Origin of the sequence: Microbacterium sp. BE35, from assembly GCF_031457705.1 — a bacterium.
GTDB lineage: Bacteria > Actinomycetota > Actinomycetes > Actinomycetales > Microbacteriaceae > Microbacterium > Microbacterium trichothecenolyticum.
Genome location: NZ_JAVDXD010000001.1, coordinates 202,379 through 216,420 on the forward strand (window position 1 = coordinate 202,379; position 14,042 = coordinate 216,420).

General features: G+C 70.9%; 13 protein-coding genes. 9 read left to right on the forward strand and 4 right to left on the reverse strand.

The features are described 5' to 3' along the window. The first annotated feature begins 1 nt into the window (after position 1). Positions 2–895, forward strand: a complete 894-nt coding sequence (locus J2Y46_RS00940) for a carbohydrate ABC transporter permease (protein ID WP_084695497.1) — start codon at positions 2–4, stop codon at positions 893–895. Then, positions 892–2,841, forward strand: coding sequence for a beta-L-arabinofuranosidase domain-containing protein (locus J2Y46_RS00945; RefSeq protein ID WP_310239591.1), 1,950 nt, complete (start codon positions 892–894; stop codon positions 2,839–2,841). Before J2Y46_RS00940 ends, J2Y46_RS00945 begins: the two co-directional genes overlap by 4 nt. Before the next feature lies 1 nt (position 2,842). Here the strand turns inward: J2Y46_RS00945 and J2Y46_RS00950 are convergent, their stop codons facing one another. Then, positions 2,843–3,133, reverse strand: a complete 291-nt coding sequence (locus J2Y46_RS00950; RefSeq protein WP_045297821.1) for a DUF4287 domain-containing protein — start codon at positions 3,131–3,133, stop codon at positions 2,843–2,845. Positions 3,134–3,144: 11 nt separating this feature from the next. Beyond that, positions 3,145–3,531: a cupin domain-containing protein gene (locus J2Y46_RS00955; RefSeq protein WP_045297822.1), complete on the reverse strand. Its 387-nt coding sequence runs from the start codon at positions 3,529–3,531 to the stop codon at positions 3,145–3,147. A gap of 71 nt (positions 3,532–3,602) precedes the next feature. On the opposite strand from J2Y46_RS00955, the gene J2Y46_RS00960 reads away from it, so the two are divergent. Next, entirely contained in the window at positions 3,603–4,592 is a 990-nt protein-coding gene (locus J2Y46_RS00960; protein WP_310239594.1) for a DUF5937 family protein, read from the forward strand. Positions 4,593–4,876: 284 nt separating this feature from the next. Next, positions 4,877–6,124 (forward strand): MFS transporter, encoded by a 1,248-nt coding sequence (locus tag J2Y46_RS00965; RefSeq protein ID WP_310241057.1) that lies wholly within the window; start codon positions 4,877–4,879, stop codon positions 6,122–6,124. Between the two features lie 27 nt (positions 6,125–6,151). On the opposite strand, the gene J2Y46_RS00970 is transcribed toward J2Y46_RS00965, so the two are convergent. After that, a complete protein-coding gene (locus J2Y46_RS00970) occupies positions 6,152–7,189 on the reverse strand; it encodes a potassium channel family protein (protein ID WP_310239596.1) in 1,038 nt (345 codons plus the stop codon). Between the two features lie 90 nt (positions 7,190–7,279). After that, positions 7,280–8,032, reverse strand: coding sequence for a DUF1684 domain-containing protein (locus J2Y46_RS00975; protein WP_310239598.1), 753 nt, complete (start codon positions 8,030–8,032; stop codon positions 7,280–7,282). A gap of 180 nt (positions 8,033–8,212) precedes the next feature. Between J2Y46_RS00975 and J2Y46_RS00980 the strand changes: the two genes are divergently transcribed. From J2Y46_RS00980 to J2Y46_RS01000, 5 genes are all read left to right on the forward strand, one after another. Then, positions 8,213–8,587 carry a PadR family transcriptional regulator gene (locus J2Y46_RS00980; RefSeq protein ID WP_116196997.1) on the forward strand — a complete coding sequence of 125 codons (375 nt, stop codon included), beginning with the start codon at positions 8,213–8,215 and terminating at the stop codon, positions 8,585–8,587. Position 8,588: 1 nt separating this feature from the next. Next, positions 8,589–9,968 carry a permease prefix domain 1-containing protein gene (locus J2Y46_RS00985; RefSeq protein WP_045297827.1) on the forward strand — a complete coding sequence of 460 codons (1,380 nt, stop codon included), beginning with the start codon at positions 8,589–8,591 and terminating at the stop codon, positions 9,966–9,968. A 121-nt stretch (positions 9,969–10,089) separates the two neighbouring features. After that, complete coding sequence (locus J2Y46_RS00990; protein ID WP_310241058.1) at positions 10,090–11,145, forward strand: DNA polymerase IV; 1,056 nt, start codon at positions 10,090–10,092, stop codon at positions 11,143–11,145. A gap of 180 nt (positions 11,146–11,325) precedes the next feature. Further along, on the forward strand, positions 11,326–13,008 hold the full coding sequence (locus J2Y46_RS00995) for a CHAT domain-containing protein (RefSeq protein ID WP_310239602.1): 1,683 nt from the start codon (positions 11,326–11,328) through the stop codon (positions 13,006–13,008). 114 nt (positions 13,009–13,122) lie between these two features. Next, positions 13,123–14,019 carry a helix-turn-helix transcriptional regulator gene (locus J2Y46_RS01000; RefSeq protein ID WP_045297828.1) on the forward strand — a complete coding sequence of 299 codons (897 nt, stop codon included), beginning with the start codon at positions 13,123–13,125 and terminating at the stop codon, positions 14,017–14,019. Positions 14,020–14,042: the final 23 nt, after the last annotated feature.

Genomic DNA, 14,042 nt, shown 5'->3' on the forward strand with positions numbered 1-14,042 from the left:
CATGACCCTCACCGACACCACCTCGACGCGCACGATCGTCGCACCCGACTACCGGCCGACGCGCGCGGGTCGCCCGCGCGGGCGCCTGGTCTACGGCATCCCGTACGTCGTCTTCACCGGCGCGCTCGCGATCATCTTCCTCTACCCGCTCGTGTGGACGACCGTGTCGTCCTTCAGCCCGCAGGCGGGCTCTGCCCAGACCGACGGCTGGGGTTTCGGCAACTACGAGTCGCTCGCGAACTTCCAGGCCGGCATCTGGGTCTACCTCGGCAACTCTCTGTTCGTGTCACTGCTCACCGTGATCCTGACGCTCGTGACGTCCTTCCTCGGCGGCTACGCGTTCGCGCGCTTCTCGTTCCCCGGCAAGAACCTGCTGTTCCTCCTGGTGCTCGCGATCCTGATGGTGCCGTACGCGACTCTGCTGATTCCGCTGTACGTGATCCTCAACGCGATCGGCCTCAACAACTCGCTGGTCGGCGTGGCGCTGGTGCTCACCATGTTCCAGCTGCCGTTCTCGATGTTCATGATGCGCATCTCGTTCGAATCGATCCCGAAGGAGATGGACGAGGCGGCGCTGGTCGACGGCTGCAACAGCTTCTCGGCGCTGTGGCGCGTGCTGCTGCCCGCAGTCAAGCCTGGCCTCATCACGGTGGGGCTGTTCGCCTTCCTCACGGCGTGGAACGACTTCATCGCGCCCCTCATCCTCATCACCGACACGAACCGGATGACGCTGCCCCTGGCAGTCGCGAACCTCCGGGGCCAGGTGATGGGCGTCATCGACTACGGCGCGACGGAAGCGGGAGTCGTCGTGCTCGCCCTCCCCTGCGTCGTCCTGTTCCTGGTGCTCCAGCGCCACTATGTCCGCGGATTCATGTCGGGAGCCTTCAAGGGATGACCATGCAGATCACCTCCACCGCACCTCAGGCGCCCGTCGCCCCTTCGAGGGGACGCCTGCGCCCGCTCGGCCAGAACGAGGTCCGCATCACCGGCGGCTTCTGGGGCGACCGGCAGTCCGTCAATGCCGCGGGAACGCTGCGGCACATCGGCGCGCGCCTCGAGTCCGAGGGATGGCTCCCCAACTTCGATCTCGCCGTGGTCGGCGGGCTTGCCGAAAGACGCCGCGGCCGTGAGTTCTCGGACTCGGAGGTCTACAAGTACCTCGAAGCGCTCGCCTGGGAGATCGGCCGCACCGACGACGCTGCGCTGGAGCAGCGCTTCCGTGAGGTCGTCGCGCGGGTCGCCGCGGCACAGGAGGCCGACGGCTACCTCAACACCAGGTTCGGCCGCCCCGGACAGGGCTCGCGGTGGTCCGACCTCGAGTGGGGGCACGAGCTGTACTGCCTGGGCCATCTGTTCCAGGCCGCGGTCGCGCGCGAGCGCACCCGGCCGGGGGCCGACGACGGGCTGCTCGGCATCGCCGTGCGCGCCGCCGACCTCGTGTGCATCGAGTTCGGCGCGCAGGGGCGCGACGCGATCTGCGGTCACGCCGAAGTCGAGGTGGGGCTCGCCGAACTCGCTCGTGTGACCGGTGAGCCTCGGTACCTCGAGCAGGCGCGCCTGTTCGTCGAGCGGCATGGCCAGGGGACCCTGCGCGACATCGAGTGGGGGCGCAGATACTTCCAGGACGACGTCGCGGTGCGCGACGCCGGCGCCCTGCGGGGCCACGCCGTGCGCGCGAACTACCTCGCCTCGGGCGCCACCGATGTGGCGATCGACACCGGTGACGACGAACTCCTCGCCTCGCTGCGTCGCCAGTGGGACCGCACCGCTGCGCGCCGCACCTACGTCACGGGCGGCCAGGGCTCCCACCATCAGGACGAGGCGTTCGGCGAGGACTGGGAGCTGCCCGCCGATCGCGCCTACTCCGAGACCTGCGCGGGCGTCGGATCGATCATGTTCTCGTGGCGGCTGCTGCTCGCCGGCGGCGACGCCCGCCATGCCGATCTCATCGAGCGCACGCTCTACAACGTCGTTGCCACGTCGCCCGCACCTGACGGTCGCGCGTTCTTCTACGCCAACACGCTGCACCAGCGCGTGCCGGGCGTTCCCGCCGATCCGGAGGCCACCTCGCCGCGGGCGTCGTCCTCCTTGCGCGCCCCTTGGTTCGAGGTGTCGTGCTGCCCGCCGAACGTCGCACGGACGCTCGCGAGCCTCGACGCGTACATCGCGACCGCCGACGACGAGGGTGTGCAGCTTCACCAGTACGCTCCGGCGCGCGTGCGCACCGCGCTCCCCGACGGTCGCGTGATCGCGTTCGACGTCGAGACGGACTATCCGGTGTCGGGCCGCATCCGCGTGATTTCGAGAACGGATGCCGCCCCCGGCGCCGAGTGGACCCTCACGCTCCGCGTGCCCGCGTGGGGCGATGGCGCCCGCGTGCGGGTGGTGCCTGCCGACGGCGGCGCTGCCGAGGAGCGGGATGCAGCTCCCGGCGCAGTCGAGGTGCGACGCGCGTTCCGCCCGGGCGATGTGGTGGAGCTGGATCTGCCCATGGCTCCCCGGCTGACCGCGCCCGATGAGCGCATCGACGCCGTGCGCGGATGCCTCGCCATCGAGCGAGGCCCGGAGGTGTTCGCCCTCGAATCGGTGGACCTCGCCGTCGCCGGCGTCGACGACGTGGCCCAGGTCGCACTCGCACCCCGCGCCGCGCCCGTCGATCGCGACGGCCGCGTGTGGATCGATGTCGTGCGGCACAGCGGGAGCGACGCCGGCTGGCCCTACGGGGAACGGGTCGACGAGCGCGGGGGCGCAGCATCCGTTGCCGTCCCGCTCGTGCGGTATCACGAGTGGGCCGAACGGGGACCCTCCACGATGCGTGTGTGGATCCCCGCCGCGACCTGACTCAGGGGCTCGGGTTGGTCGCCTTGCCGTCGAGCCAGAGCGTGTTCGACGGGTCGGAGTGGGTGGTGCCGGTGCCCACGTGCTTGTCGCTGATCTGCGGGCCCTTGGTGATGACGTGCACGAGGGCCATCGCGTGGCCGCGTCCGAGACCGTAATCGGACGCGAGCCACTCGACGATCGGCGTCGCCTTGGTGTTCTCGTCGAATCCCTTCTCGTGCGCCTTCTCGATGAGCTGACGCGGCGTGAGCCCGGTCTTCGTCTCGATGCTGTCGAGGTATGCCTGGAACGTCATGTGTGATCTCCTCAGCTGCCGGTCGTGGGGATGTCGAGTACTCCAGGAGCATCCTGCCACTCCTGGATGATGCGGTCGGAGGCGTGGATGCACAGCACCCGCAGCCGCCCGGCACCGCTGTTCTTGAATCCGTGCCACGCGCCCGCCGGCGCGGTGGCCGTGTCCCCGGCGACCGCGTGGAGCGTCTCGCCGTCGACCGTGATGCGCGCCTCGCCCTCGAGCAGCACCCAGGTCTCGGGATAGGGATGGCGGTGGATGTCGGGACCCTGTCCGGGCTCGTTGTCGACGAGGAAGTACGACACGGCGGCGCCGTGCTCGGCGCCGATGAAGCGGCGCAGGCGCCCCGTGCCGACGCGGGTGTCGGCGGCCGGCACGATGTCCGGGATCGCGATGCTCATGGAGTGCTCCGTCCTGTCGGTGGTGTGATCCCAGCCTCGTCGCCGGCGCATGCGGACCCTATAGTTTCGATGTGGATCGAAAGTTCGTCGACTTCCAGCTCGCGCCGGACGACCTCACGGCGATCCGGTTCGGGATCTCGCCCGGCCACGAGCTCTGCCACGCCGTGCGCGCGATGCTCCGGCCCGACGAATACCCGCTGCAATGGGGATGGATGCGGGCGACCCGTGGTGCGATCCCGCGCGACGACTTCGAGGTGCTCGCGCTGCTGATCCGCGACGAGGGCTACTTCCCCGACTTCCTGACCGCCACCCCGACGTGGGAGCTCACCCCCGAGGCGGAGGCCGCGCGCCTGCGCGACATCGACGACGAGCGCTTCGCGGTGGACATGGCCAAGGTGCTCGTCCGCAGCGAGGGCGCGCGCCGCGCGGCGGTGCAGCGGATGCTCGAGCAGCCCGACCGTGCACGGGCGATGATCGCCGAGGCGTGGCTGTCGGTGTGGAACGCCGGCATCGCCCCGGTCTGGACGCAGCTCGAGCGGCTGCTGCGCGCCGACATCGCGGTGCGCTCGCGCCGCATCGCCGAGAGCGGCATCGGCGAGATGATCCGGGGCCTGCACGACCGCGTCGCGTGGTCGGACGGAGCCGTGCGCGTCACGATGCGCATCTGGAGCGAAGTGGTCGACTGCCGCGGAAGCGGACTCGTTCTCGTGCCGTCGGTGATGGGTGCCACGGGATGCTTCGTCCTCACCGAACCGCCGGCGCAGCCGACGCTCTTCTACCCGGCGCAGGGGGTGACCGCCACCTGGGCACGCGATCCCGCCGACGTGGCGTCGGCGCTCGGCGCGCTGCTCGGCCCCGCACGCGCGCGCATCCTGCTCGACGCTCACGAACCGCGCACGACCTCGCAGGTCGCGCGAGACACCGCCCTCGCACTTTCGACGGCGTCGCACCACCTCACCGTGCTGCGCGACGCGGGCCTGGTCGCCAGCGCGCGCGACGGCGCCCGGGTGCTGCACCGGCGCACCCCGCTCGGCGAGGCGATGGTCGGCGCTGTGCTCTGACCCGGGCCGGCCGGCGTTCGGGGGGCGCGCCGTGCGATCGGGGCGCGCGCCGTGCGATCGGGGCGCGCGCCGTGCGATCGGGGCGCGCGCCGTGCGCCCCGAACGCGCGCGATGCGCCCCGAACGCGGAGAAGTCAGGGCGTAGGGCCCGGCCAGGCCTTGCCCAGGTGGGCCGCGGTAGACTCTCCGTGCCCATTTCGATGTGCATCTACCTGTCTGCGGCTTCCGGCTGCGCACAAGGCGGCACCAACAGCCGCCGACCCTCGGCGCATGGCCAGGAGCAAGATGCACACGACACTCGTCGAGACCGACACCGCTGCGCGCGCCGCCGTCCGGCGCCCGAGCCTCATCCGCGAGGCGGGCTACGCCTACTTCCCCGTCGCGCTGATCGCGCGCCTGCCGTTCGCGATGATGGTGGTCGGCATCCTGACGCTCGTCGTCTCGGCGCGCGGTTCGCTCGCGCTCGGCGGCGCAACGAGTGCCATGACCGGCCTCGGCACCGCCCTCGTCGGCCCGCTGCTCGGAGCCGCGGCCGATCGCTTCGGCCAGCGCCGTGTGCTGCTGATCGCCGGCGCGGCGAACAGTGCGATGCTCGCGACGATGGCGTGGCTCGCTTTCGCGCCGGTTCCGGATGCTGCGCTCCTCGCCGTCGCGTTCTTCATCGGCGCGACCATGCCCCAGGTCGCCCCGCTCTCCCGCAGCCGCCTCGTCGGCATCATCGGCCGGGCGTACCCGAAGGGGCGTCGCACCCCCGTGGTCAACGGGGCGATGGCGTACGAGTCCGCCGCCGACGAGATCGTGTTCGTCTTCGGCCCGGTGATCGTGGGCCTGCTCGCAACCACCCTCAACCCCGCCGCGCCGGTGATCGGCGCCGCCGTGCTGGGCCTGGTCTTCGTGAGCGCGTTCGCGCTGCACCCCACGGCGCAGACCGCCACTGCGGCCGTCGGTGCCGCGCGGCCGGAGCAGGCGCCCGTGCGCGAACTCTTCCGTCCGCGCGTGCTCGCCCCGGTCGTGGGGGCGCTGGGCATGGGCCTGTTCTTCGGCGCGATGCTGACCTCGCTCACGGCCTTCATGGCCGAACGCGGCGTGCCCGAGCAGGCCGGACTCGTCTACGGCGCGATGGGCATCGGCTCGGCGGCCCTCGCGCTCGGGGTGGCGCTGTTCCCTGCGCGCTTCACGCTGCGCGCGCGGTGGCTGACGTTCGCGTCGATCCTGGTCGCGGGCACCATCGCGCTGCCGTTCGTCGGCAGCATCGGCGCGATCGCGATCTGCCTCCTCGTGATCGGCGTCGGCATCGGACCGACCCTCGTCACCCAGTACAGCCTCGCCGCGGCGTTCAGTCCGCGTGGCCGCTCCGCCACCGTGATGACGATGCTCGGCTCTGCCATCGTCGTCGGTCAGTCCGCGGCATCCGCGCTCACCGGTCTCGTCGCCGACGCCGCCGGAGCCGGCACCGCACTCGTCGCACCCCTGCTCGCCGCATCCGTCGTGCTCGGCGCGGGCATCTGGAACGCGTTCGCCTCGCGCCACTGACCATGCGTCCGCTCCGCCTCGGGGCTGCTAACGGGTCGCGTCGGCGAGGAGCCGGCGCATCTCTGCCATGGTCTCTTCCGACTGCGCGAGCAGCTCGCGCAGTCGCTCGACGGTGTCCTCGGGGTTTGCCTCGCGGACCTCGGGCTCGAGCCCGGGTGATTCCGGCGTGCCCGCGATCGGCGCTCCCGGGCCGCTCCCCTGGCCCGCGGTCGCCCCGGCTTTCACGGCGCCCACCACGGCTCCCGCCGCGACGCCCTTCGCGGCGTGATCGGCGATCGACGGCGGCGCGGTCGCGGTGGCCGCGGCCGGGCCGTCGGTCGTCGCCGGGGCCACAGCATCCGTCTCCGCATCTTCGTCGGCCTTGCGAGGACCGAGGAAGAGGTTCGCGAGGTAACCCGTGAAGGTGCCGAAGATTCCGACGCCGACCACGATGATGAGCGTGCCGATCATGCGGCCGGCGTTGGTGACCGGGTACTGGTCGCCGTAGCCGACGGTGGAGATGGTGACGATCGTGTACCAGAGCGCGTCGGAGGCGGACGTGATGTTGGCGCCGTCGGCGTCCTCTTCGACGTACAGGATCGAGATGCTGCCGAACTGCAGCACCAGGATGCCCATCAGCAGCAGCGTCATCAGTGCGCTGTTCGCGCGGTCGTGGATGAGGGTGGTCCAGACCGTCCGGGGCCCGAGTTCGCGCAGCAGCCTGAAGACCCGCAGCAGGCGGAACAGCCGCAGGATCTTGAACTGCGGGAACGGGAGGCTGGCGAGCAGATCCGCCCAGCCGAAGCCGCGGAAGAAGTAGCGCGACGCCTTCGGCGCGGTCGAGATCCGGTAGATGAAGTCGCCGAGGAAGATCGCGCTGAACAGCGCGTTCATGACCGACAGCACGAGTTCCAGCGCTCTGTCGCCGGCGATCGCGTACATCAGCACGAGGTTGAGGATCGACAGGATCGACAGCGCGCCGATGAAGATCTCGTACGCGGTGTTCTTGAGCTCGGACCGCGCCTCGGTGCGGGCCTTGGCGCGTGCGCGGGACCGCTCGCGCATCTCGGAGAGGGAACGGGCCATGGCGAGGCTCCTCGGGTCGGGCGAAGCCGGACGCGCTCCGGCTGTGGCCCCATTGTGCTCGCACCCCGCCCCGGGGTGCGAGCACCACTCTCAGGCGAGTTCGGTCGCCCGCTCCCCTGCTTCGACACGGACTGCGAGGCGGTTGTTCGCGGGCGGGAGGGGGCACACGTAGTGGTCGCTGAACGCGCACGGCGGCAGGTACGCCTGGTTGAAGTCCACGGTCACGGTGCCGTCCGCTGCGGGCGCATCGATCTCGAGGAACCGGAACCGGTAGGCGTCGACGTTGCCGGTGGCATCGGCGATGACCGCGCTGAGTCCCTGGGCGGGATCGCCCGTGACCGTCAGCTCGACTGGGGCCCCGTCGACCTCGAGCGCGATCGTGCCCACCGCGGGCTCCTCGCGCTCGTAGCCGTCGACGCTGCGGATGACGTTGATCTCGCCCTCGGCGGCGGGGCGGAAGAGCCCGGGCAGCGCCCACGCGTCGTCATGAGGGAACGAGAGGATGCCGCGCAGTCGCGTGCGACCGGGCGTCTCGGGGTCGAACACGCGCAGCGCCGGCGAGCCCTCGCGGCTGATGGCCCTCAGCCTGACGCCGCCCGCATCGAGGTGTTCGCCGGGGGCGAGCACGATGTCGTCGACCGGAGCACCGGGCGCGTCGGCGCGAAGCCCCGTGCCCGCGACCTTGCCGTCGACCGCCCGCCACACCCCGGGTGCCCCGTCGTACGCGCGCGGCTCGGTGTCGAGCCAGTGCGTGTGGCGCAGTGCGGCGATGCCGTGCTCGCTCGACACGGCGCGCCAGCGCGCGTCGGTGACGGTGTCGGGGGTGCTCGCGGGGAGGGTCATTCGATTCCTTCGTCCGGGGAGGGGCGGTTCGCCCTTCCATCCCAACACGGCGCGGGCGACCGCATTCCCGCGGTGAGCCCCTCGGCGACGCGGGGTGTCACGCGGCGTCATCGGGCATACCTTGCGGTTCAAGGTAACTTGTACTTCTATGTACCTAGAACTTCTAGGCATGGAGGCGACGTGAAGATCGGCAAGGACCTGGTCGCCGCCGCGGCGACACCGATGGTGCTCGGCATCCTCGCGGAGGGCGAGTCGTACGGCTACGCGATCCTGCAGCGGGTGGGCGAGCTGTCGGGCGGAGAGCTCGAGTGGAGCGACGGCATGCTGTATCCCCTGCTGCACCGACTCGAGCGGCTCGGGCACGTCGAGTCGTCGTGGGGCGCGTCCCCGAGCGGGCGACCACGCAAGCACTACCGGCTCAGCCAGACCGGCCGCGCGGCGTTCGCCGAGCAGCGGCAGCAGTGGGCCGTCGTGAGCCGGGCACTGCAGCGCGTGTGGTCGGACCGCGACGGCGGCACCGACTTCGCCGGCATCCCCGCGTTCGGAGGGGCCTGACATGACCGAAGACCTCGACCCGCGCATCGAAGAACAGATCTCGACGTGGCGCGCGTACGTCTCGCGCCCGGAGGCCATCGACGGCCGCGACGTCGACGAGCTCGAAGACCATCTGCGCGGCCAGATCGACAGGCTCGAGGCATCCGGTCTCGACGGCGACGAAGCCTTCCTCGTGGCGGTGAAGCGGCTCGGCGGGCTCGACGACCTCTCGCGCGAGTTCGCGCGAGAGCACTCCGAGCGACTCTGGAAGCAGCTGATGTTCCAGGACGAGCCGCGCGCCCGACGGACCGGTGGCGGACTGCTGCTCGCGGTCGGCCTCGCGGTGGGCGCCGCGCTGGCGGTGAAGATCCCGGCACTGTTCGGCATCCAGTTCGCAGAGGACGGCGACTTCTACGGTCGCTGGTACGCGCTGCTCGTGCTGCCGTTCCTGGCGGCGTACTTCCTGGTACGGCGCAAGGCGGTGCTGCCGACCATCGCGGTCGTGGCGGTGCCGTTCGTCGCGGCCGCCGTCGTGATGGCTGTCTACCCGTTCGCCCCGGGCGGCGCGACGCTCATGCTCGCGGCGACGCACCTCGTCGTGGCGCTGTGGCTCGTCACCGGCATCGGCTACGTCAACGGACGCGTCCGGTCGAGCCGCGCCCGCATGGACTTCATCCGGTTCACCGGCGAGTGGGTGGTCTACCTCGCGCTGATCGCCCTCGGCGGCGGAGTGCTCATCGCACTCACGATGGGGGTCTTCGCCGCGATCGACCTCGACGCGGGCTGGTTCGTCGAAGAAGTCATGATCCCGTGCGGCCTCGCAGGCGCGATCATCATCGCGGCGTGGCTGGTCGAGGCGAAGCAGAGCGTCATCGAGAACATCGCCCCGGTGCTCACGAAGCTCTTCACGCCGCTGTTCACGCTGCTGCTGCTCGCCTTCATCGTCGCGGGCTTCATCCAGGGCAACCTCATCGACGACAGCTCGACCGAGATGTTCGGCCAGCGCGACCTGCTCATCCTCTTCGACATCGTGCTCGTCGTCGTGGTCGGCCTGCTGCTGTACGCCCTCTCGGCGCGCGATCCGCTGACGCCGCCCTCCTGGTTCGACCGGATGCAGCTGCTCATGGTCGTCGCGGCGCTCGTCGTCGACATCATGGTGCTCGTCGCGATGATCGGACGTATCGCCGAGTGGGGCGCGAGCCCCAACAAGCTCGCGTCGCTCGGGCTCAACATCATCCTGCTCGCGAACCTCACGGGCGCCGCATGGCTCCAGCTGCGCTTCGCGATGCATCGCGCTCCCTACGAGCGCCTGGAGCGATGGCAGACCGGCTTCATGCCCGTCTACCTCGCATGGGCGGCGATCGTCGTGGTGGTCTTCCCGCCGCTCTTCGCGTTCGCGTGAGGGATGCCTCGGGGCGGCGAGTACGCGCGGGTGTCGGCGTCGGCGCCTAGTCTCGTGTCATGCGCCGGTCGCGAAGGACGGGATCGTGAGCGACATCGCCGCGCCCGCACCGCGGCGCTGGGTGCTGCACGTCGACCTCGACCAGTTCATCGCGGCCGTCGAGATCCTTCGCAACCCCGAACTCGCGGGCAAGCCCGTCATCGTGGGCGGCCGCGGCGATCCCACCGAGCGCGCGGTCGTCTCGACGGCGTCGTATGAGGCGCGCGAGTTCGGGGTCGGGTCGGGGATGCCGCTGCGCATCGCCGCGCGCAAGATCCCGGATGCCGTCATCCTGCCGGTCGACGCTCCGCTCTACCTCGCGGCATCCGAGGAGGTCATGGCGACCTTGCGTGCGCAGCCAGGCGCGGTCGTGCAGGTGCTCGGATGGGACGAGGCGTTCGTCGGCGTCGAGACCGACGACCCGGAAGGATACGCCCGCCGTCTGCAGCAGGATGTGCTCGACCGCACCCGCCTGCACTGCAGCGTGGGTATCGGCGACAACCTGGTCCGGGCGAAGAACGCCACCGACTTCGGCAAGCCGCGCGGCACCTTCCACCTGACCGCCGACAACTGGCTCGAAGTCATGGGCCACCGCCCCACCATCGCGCTCTGGGGTGTGGGCTCGAAGATCTCGAAGCGGCTCGCGCTGCTGGGAGTCGAGACGGTGTCAGAGCTCGCCGTCGCCGACCCGGACGCCCTGATCCGTGAGTTCGGGCCGAAGATGGGGCTCTGGTACCGCCAGCTCGGTCGCGGCGACGGGTCGAACGTGGTCGACGACACGCCGTGGGTCGCGCGGGGCCACAGCAAGGAGACGACGTTCCAGGTCGACATCGTCGAGCCGGACGAGATCGAGGCGGCCGCCCGCAGACTGCTCGACGAGGTGCTCGACGAAGTCGCCGCCGACGACCGCCCCGTCGTCGGGCTCGGGCTGAAGGTGCGCTACGCGCCGTTTCTCACCAAGACGTTCACGAAGAAGATCCCGTCGACGTCCGACCGCGAGGTCGTGCTGGCGCGCACGATGGAGCTCGTCGCGAAGATCGAGGCCGGCCGGCCGCTCCGCCTCCTCGGTGTGCGTGCCGAGATGGCGATGCCCGACGATGCCCGCGACGGCCACACGCCCACCCGCGGCGGCTGGTGACCCGAGCGCCCGCGCACAGCGCATGCCCTCTGGCGCCGATCCCGTCGAAGGTGCATCATCTGGGTAAGTCTCGCCTTGCTGGGGGGATCGGATGTGCGATCTGCAACGGCCCGCGCCCGTCGTCGGCGCGTCCTTCGAGGCCGCGGTCGACGAGCGGGTCCGCGCCGACGGGGAGAGACGATGAGCGCGTCGCGACTGTCGTTCGACGACCTCGAGCTCCGCTTCGACCCCGAGCAGGACGGGACGTACCGCGTCGTCGTCACATCGAGCGACGGCCCCGCCGCCACGGGCACGTTCTCGATTCCCTTCACGAGCGAGGAGCTTCATGCGTTCGTGCAGCGGGTCGGCCTCGTCCGCAGCCGAAGCACCGTCGTCGACCGGGACGCCGAGATGCGCGCGTTCGGGGCCCGACTGTTCGACGCCGTCATGACCGACCGCGTCGGCTCGCTCTACCAGGCGGCGCAGTCGAGGGCGGATGCGAAAGACGATCGGGGGATGCGGCTGACCCTCCGCCTCTCGGGGGCCCCTGAGCTCATGCGGCTTCCGTGGGAGCTGATGTACCGGCATCCGCGATTCATCGCCCAGTCGGAGCGGACCCCGCTCGTCCGCACCCTCGATCTCCCGTCGGCGCACAAACCACCTCCGCTCACCGGGCCGCTGCGGATCCTCGGGATCATCAGCCACCCCGCGGGCTACGCAGAGCTCGACTCCGAACGCGAACGTCGCAATCTCGAGCAGGCGATCGAGCCGCTGACGAGCCGCGGGCGTGCAGAGCTCACGTGGCTGGACCGCGCGACGATCGCCGATCTGGAGCAGCGGATCGCCGAGCCCGACGACATCCACGTGCTGCACTACATCGGACACGGGGCATACGACGAGGCGACGGATGCCGGCATCCTCGTACTCGAGACCGCGCAAGGGCGCGCCGACGACGTGAGCGGCCAGCGCCTCGGCACGATGCTCCAGGACGAGAGAAGTCTTCGGCTCGTCGTGCTCAATTCGTGCGAGGGCGCCCGCACCTCGGTCGTCGACCCGTTCTCAGGCGTCGCGACGCGTCTGCTGGAGTTCGACATTCCGGCGGTCGTCGGCATGCAGTTCGAGATCACCGACGCGGCTGCCATCGCCTTCAGCCGGAGCCTCTACACGGGCATCGCCAACGGCGCCTCGATCGACGCGGCGATCGGGCCGGCGCGCCGCGCGATCGACGCGGCCGCAAGCAGTTCCGAGATCGGCACCCCGGTGCTGTTCCTGCGCAGCAAGGAGACCCGTCTGTTCGACGGCGCCGCCCCGGTCGCGGATCCACCCGCGCCGACCCCACCGGAGCCCGCCCCGCCGCAGGACTTCTCCCCGGGCGGCGGCTCCGGTTCCGCCGGCGGCTCCGGTTCCGGCACACCGCCGCGCCCCGTTCCTCCGCCGGCACCGTCACCGCCCGTGCTCCCGCCGTCCCCCACCGGCGGCGGCCGCACGACCCCGCCTACACCGGGGCCCGTCCGTGCTCTCTGGGCAGTCGTCGCCGTACTCGCGGTGGGTGTGGTTGTCTTCTTCGGCTCTCTCGTCGTCCAGAACGTGTTCGGGGTGGATCTGCCGTGGATCCCGGGCACCCCCGGCAACTCGCGGGTCACGCCGACGGATGACACACCACCCGACGAGGTGCCCACGGAGGGCACGGTGCCCGACGTCACGGGGTCCGCTGTCGACTTCGCCTTCAACACGCTCCGCGAGGCCGGGTTCGTCAACATCGCCGCCGAATACGTCGAGTCCGACCAGACAGGCAACACCGTCGTCTCGACGAACCCACCGGCCGGCACCACCCTGGGCTTCGACCAGGTGATCACGGTGCAGGTCTCGAACGGCTTCGGCTGACCGGACGACGCCCCGACGCCCCGACGCCCGCGGCGGCAGGTGACCCCGCACAGGCGCCCTGACGGGCACTCGCAGAGCCTGTCACCGCGGCATCCTGCGACGTAGCGTGGAGTCATGGCTGACATCCGCGCCGAAGTCAAGGAGTTCCTGAGCTCCCGCCGCGCCCGGCTCACTCCGGAGCAGGCGGGGCTGCCCGCGTTCGGCGGCAACCGCCGGGTCGCCGGCCTCCGCCGCGAAGAAGTGGCGATGCTGTCGGGAGTCTCCGTCGACTACTACGTGCGCCTGGAGCGCGGCAATCTCGCCGGCGCGTCGGAGGGCGTGCTCGACGCCGTCGCCCGCACGCTGCAGCTCGACGAGGCCGAGCGCGAGTATCTGTTCGACCTCGCGCGCGCCGCCGGCCCCGGGCGCAAGCCCGCTCGCCGCCCGTCGGCGACGGTCAGACCGGCCGTCCAGCAGGTGCTGGACGCATTCACCGAGGCTCCGGCCTGGGTGCGCAACGGCCGCCACGACATCCTCGCGGCGAACCTGCTCGCCCGCGCCCTCTACTCCCCCGTGTTCGACGATCCCAGACGTCCCGTGAACACGACGCGGTTCGCGTACCTGAACCCCGCGGCCCGCCAGTTCTGGCGGGACTACGACCAGATCACGCATGATTCCGCGGCGATGCTGCGCATGGAGGCGGGGCGCAACCCGCACGACCCCGACCTCATCCGCCTCGTCGGCGAGCTGTCGACGCAGAGCGAGCTGTTCCGCGACCGCTGGGCCTCGCGCGACGTGAAGTTCCACCGCAGCGGCCTCAAGCGTCTCCACCACCCCGTGGTCGGCGACCTCGAGCTGAACTACGAGTCGATGGACCTGCCCAGCGAACCCGGACTCGTGCTGAACGTGTACACCGCCCCGGCGAACTCCGCCTCGGCCGATGCGCTCAAGCTCCTGGCCTCGTGGGCGGCCACTCAGTCCGCGGAGTTCGCGGCCTACGACGCGTCCGCCACCGCGGCCGCTGCTCGCTGAGCAAGGGCCACCGCCGACGCGGG

Bases quoted from the DNA above. Each gene is read 5' to 3' on its own strand.
- J2Y46_RS00940 (WP_084695497.1), top strand. From the start codon at position 2: ATGACCCTCACCGACACCACCTCGACGCGCACGATCGTCGCACCCGAC.
- J2Y46_RS00945 (WP_310239591.1), top strand. From the start codon at position 892: ATGACCATGCAGATCACCTCCACCGCACCTCAGGCGCCCGTCGCCCCT.
- J2Y46_RS00950 (WP_045297821.1), bottom strand. From the start codon at position 3,133: ATGACGTTCCAGGCATACCTCGACAGCATCGAGACGAAGACCGGGCTC.
- J2Y46_RS00955 (WP_045297822.1), bottom strand. From the start codon at position 3,531: ATGAGCATCGCGATCCCGGACATCGTGCCGGCCGCCGACACCCGCGTC.
- J2Y46_RS00965 (WP_310241057.1), top strand. From the start codon at position 4,877: ATGCACACGACACTCGTCGAGACCGACACCGCTGCGCGCGCCGCCGTC.
- J2Y46_RS00970 (WP_310239596.1), bottom strand. From the start codon at position 7,189: ATGGCCCGTTCCCTCTCCGAGATGCGCGAGCGGTCCCGCGCACGCGCC.
- J2Y46_RS00975 (WP_310239598.1), bottom strand. From the start codon at position 8,032: ATGACCCTCCCCGCGAGCACCCCCGACACCGTCACCGACGCGCGCTGG.
- J2Y46_RS00985 (WP_045297827.1), top strand. From the start codon at position 8,589: ATGACCGAAGACCTCGACCCGCGCATCGAAGAACAGATCTCGACGTGG.
- J2Y46_RS00995 (WP_310239602.1), top strand. From the start codon at position 11,326: ATGAGCGCGTCGCGACTGTCGTTCGACGACCTCGAGCTCCGCTTCGAC.
- J2Y46_RS01000 (WP_045297828.1), top strand. From the start codon at position 13,123: ATGGCTGACATCCGCGCCGAAGTCAAGGAGTTCCTGAGCTCCCGCCGC.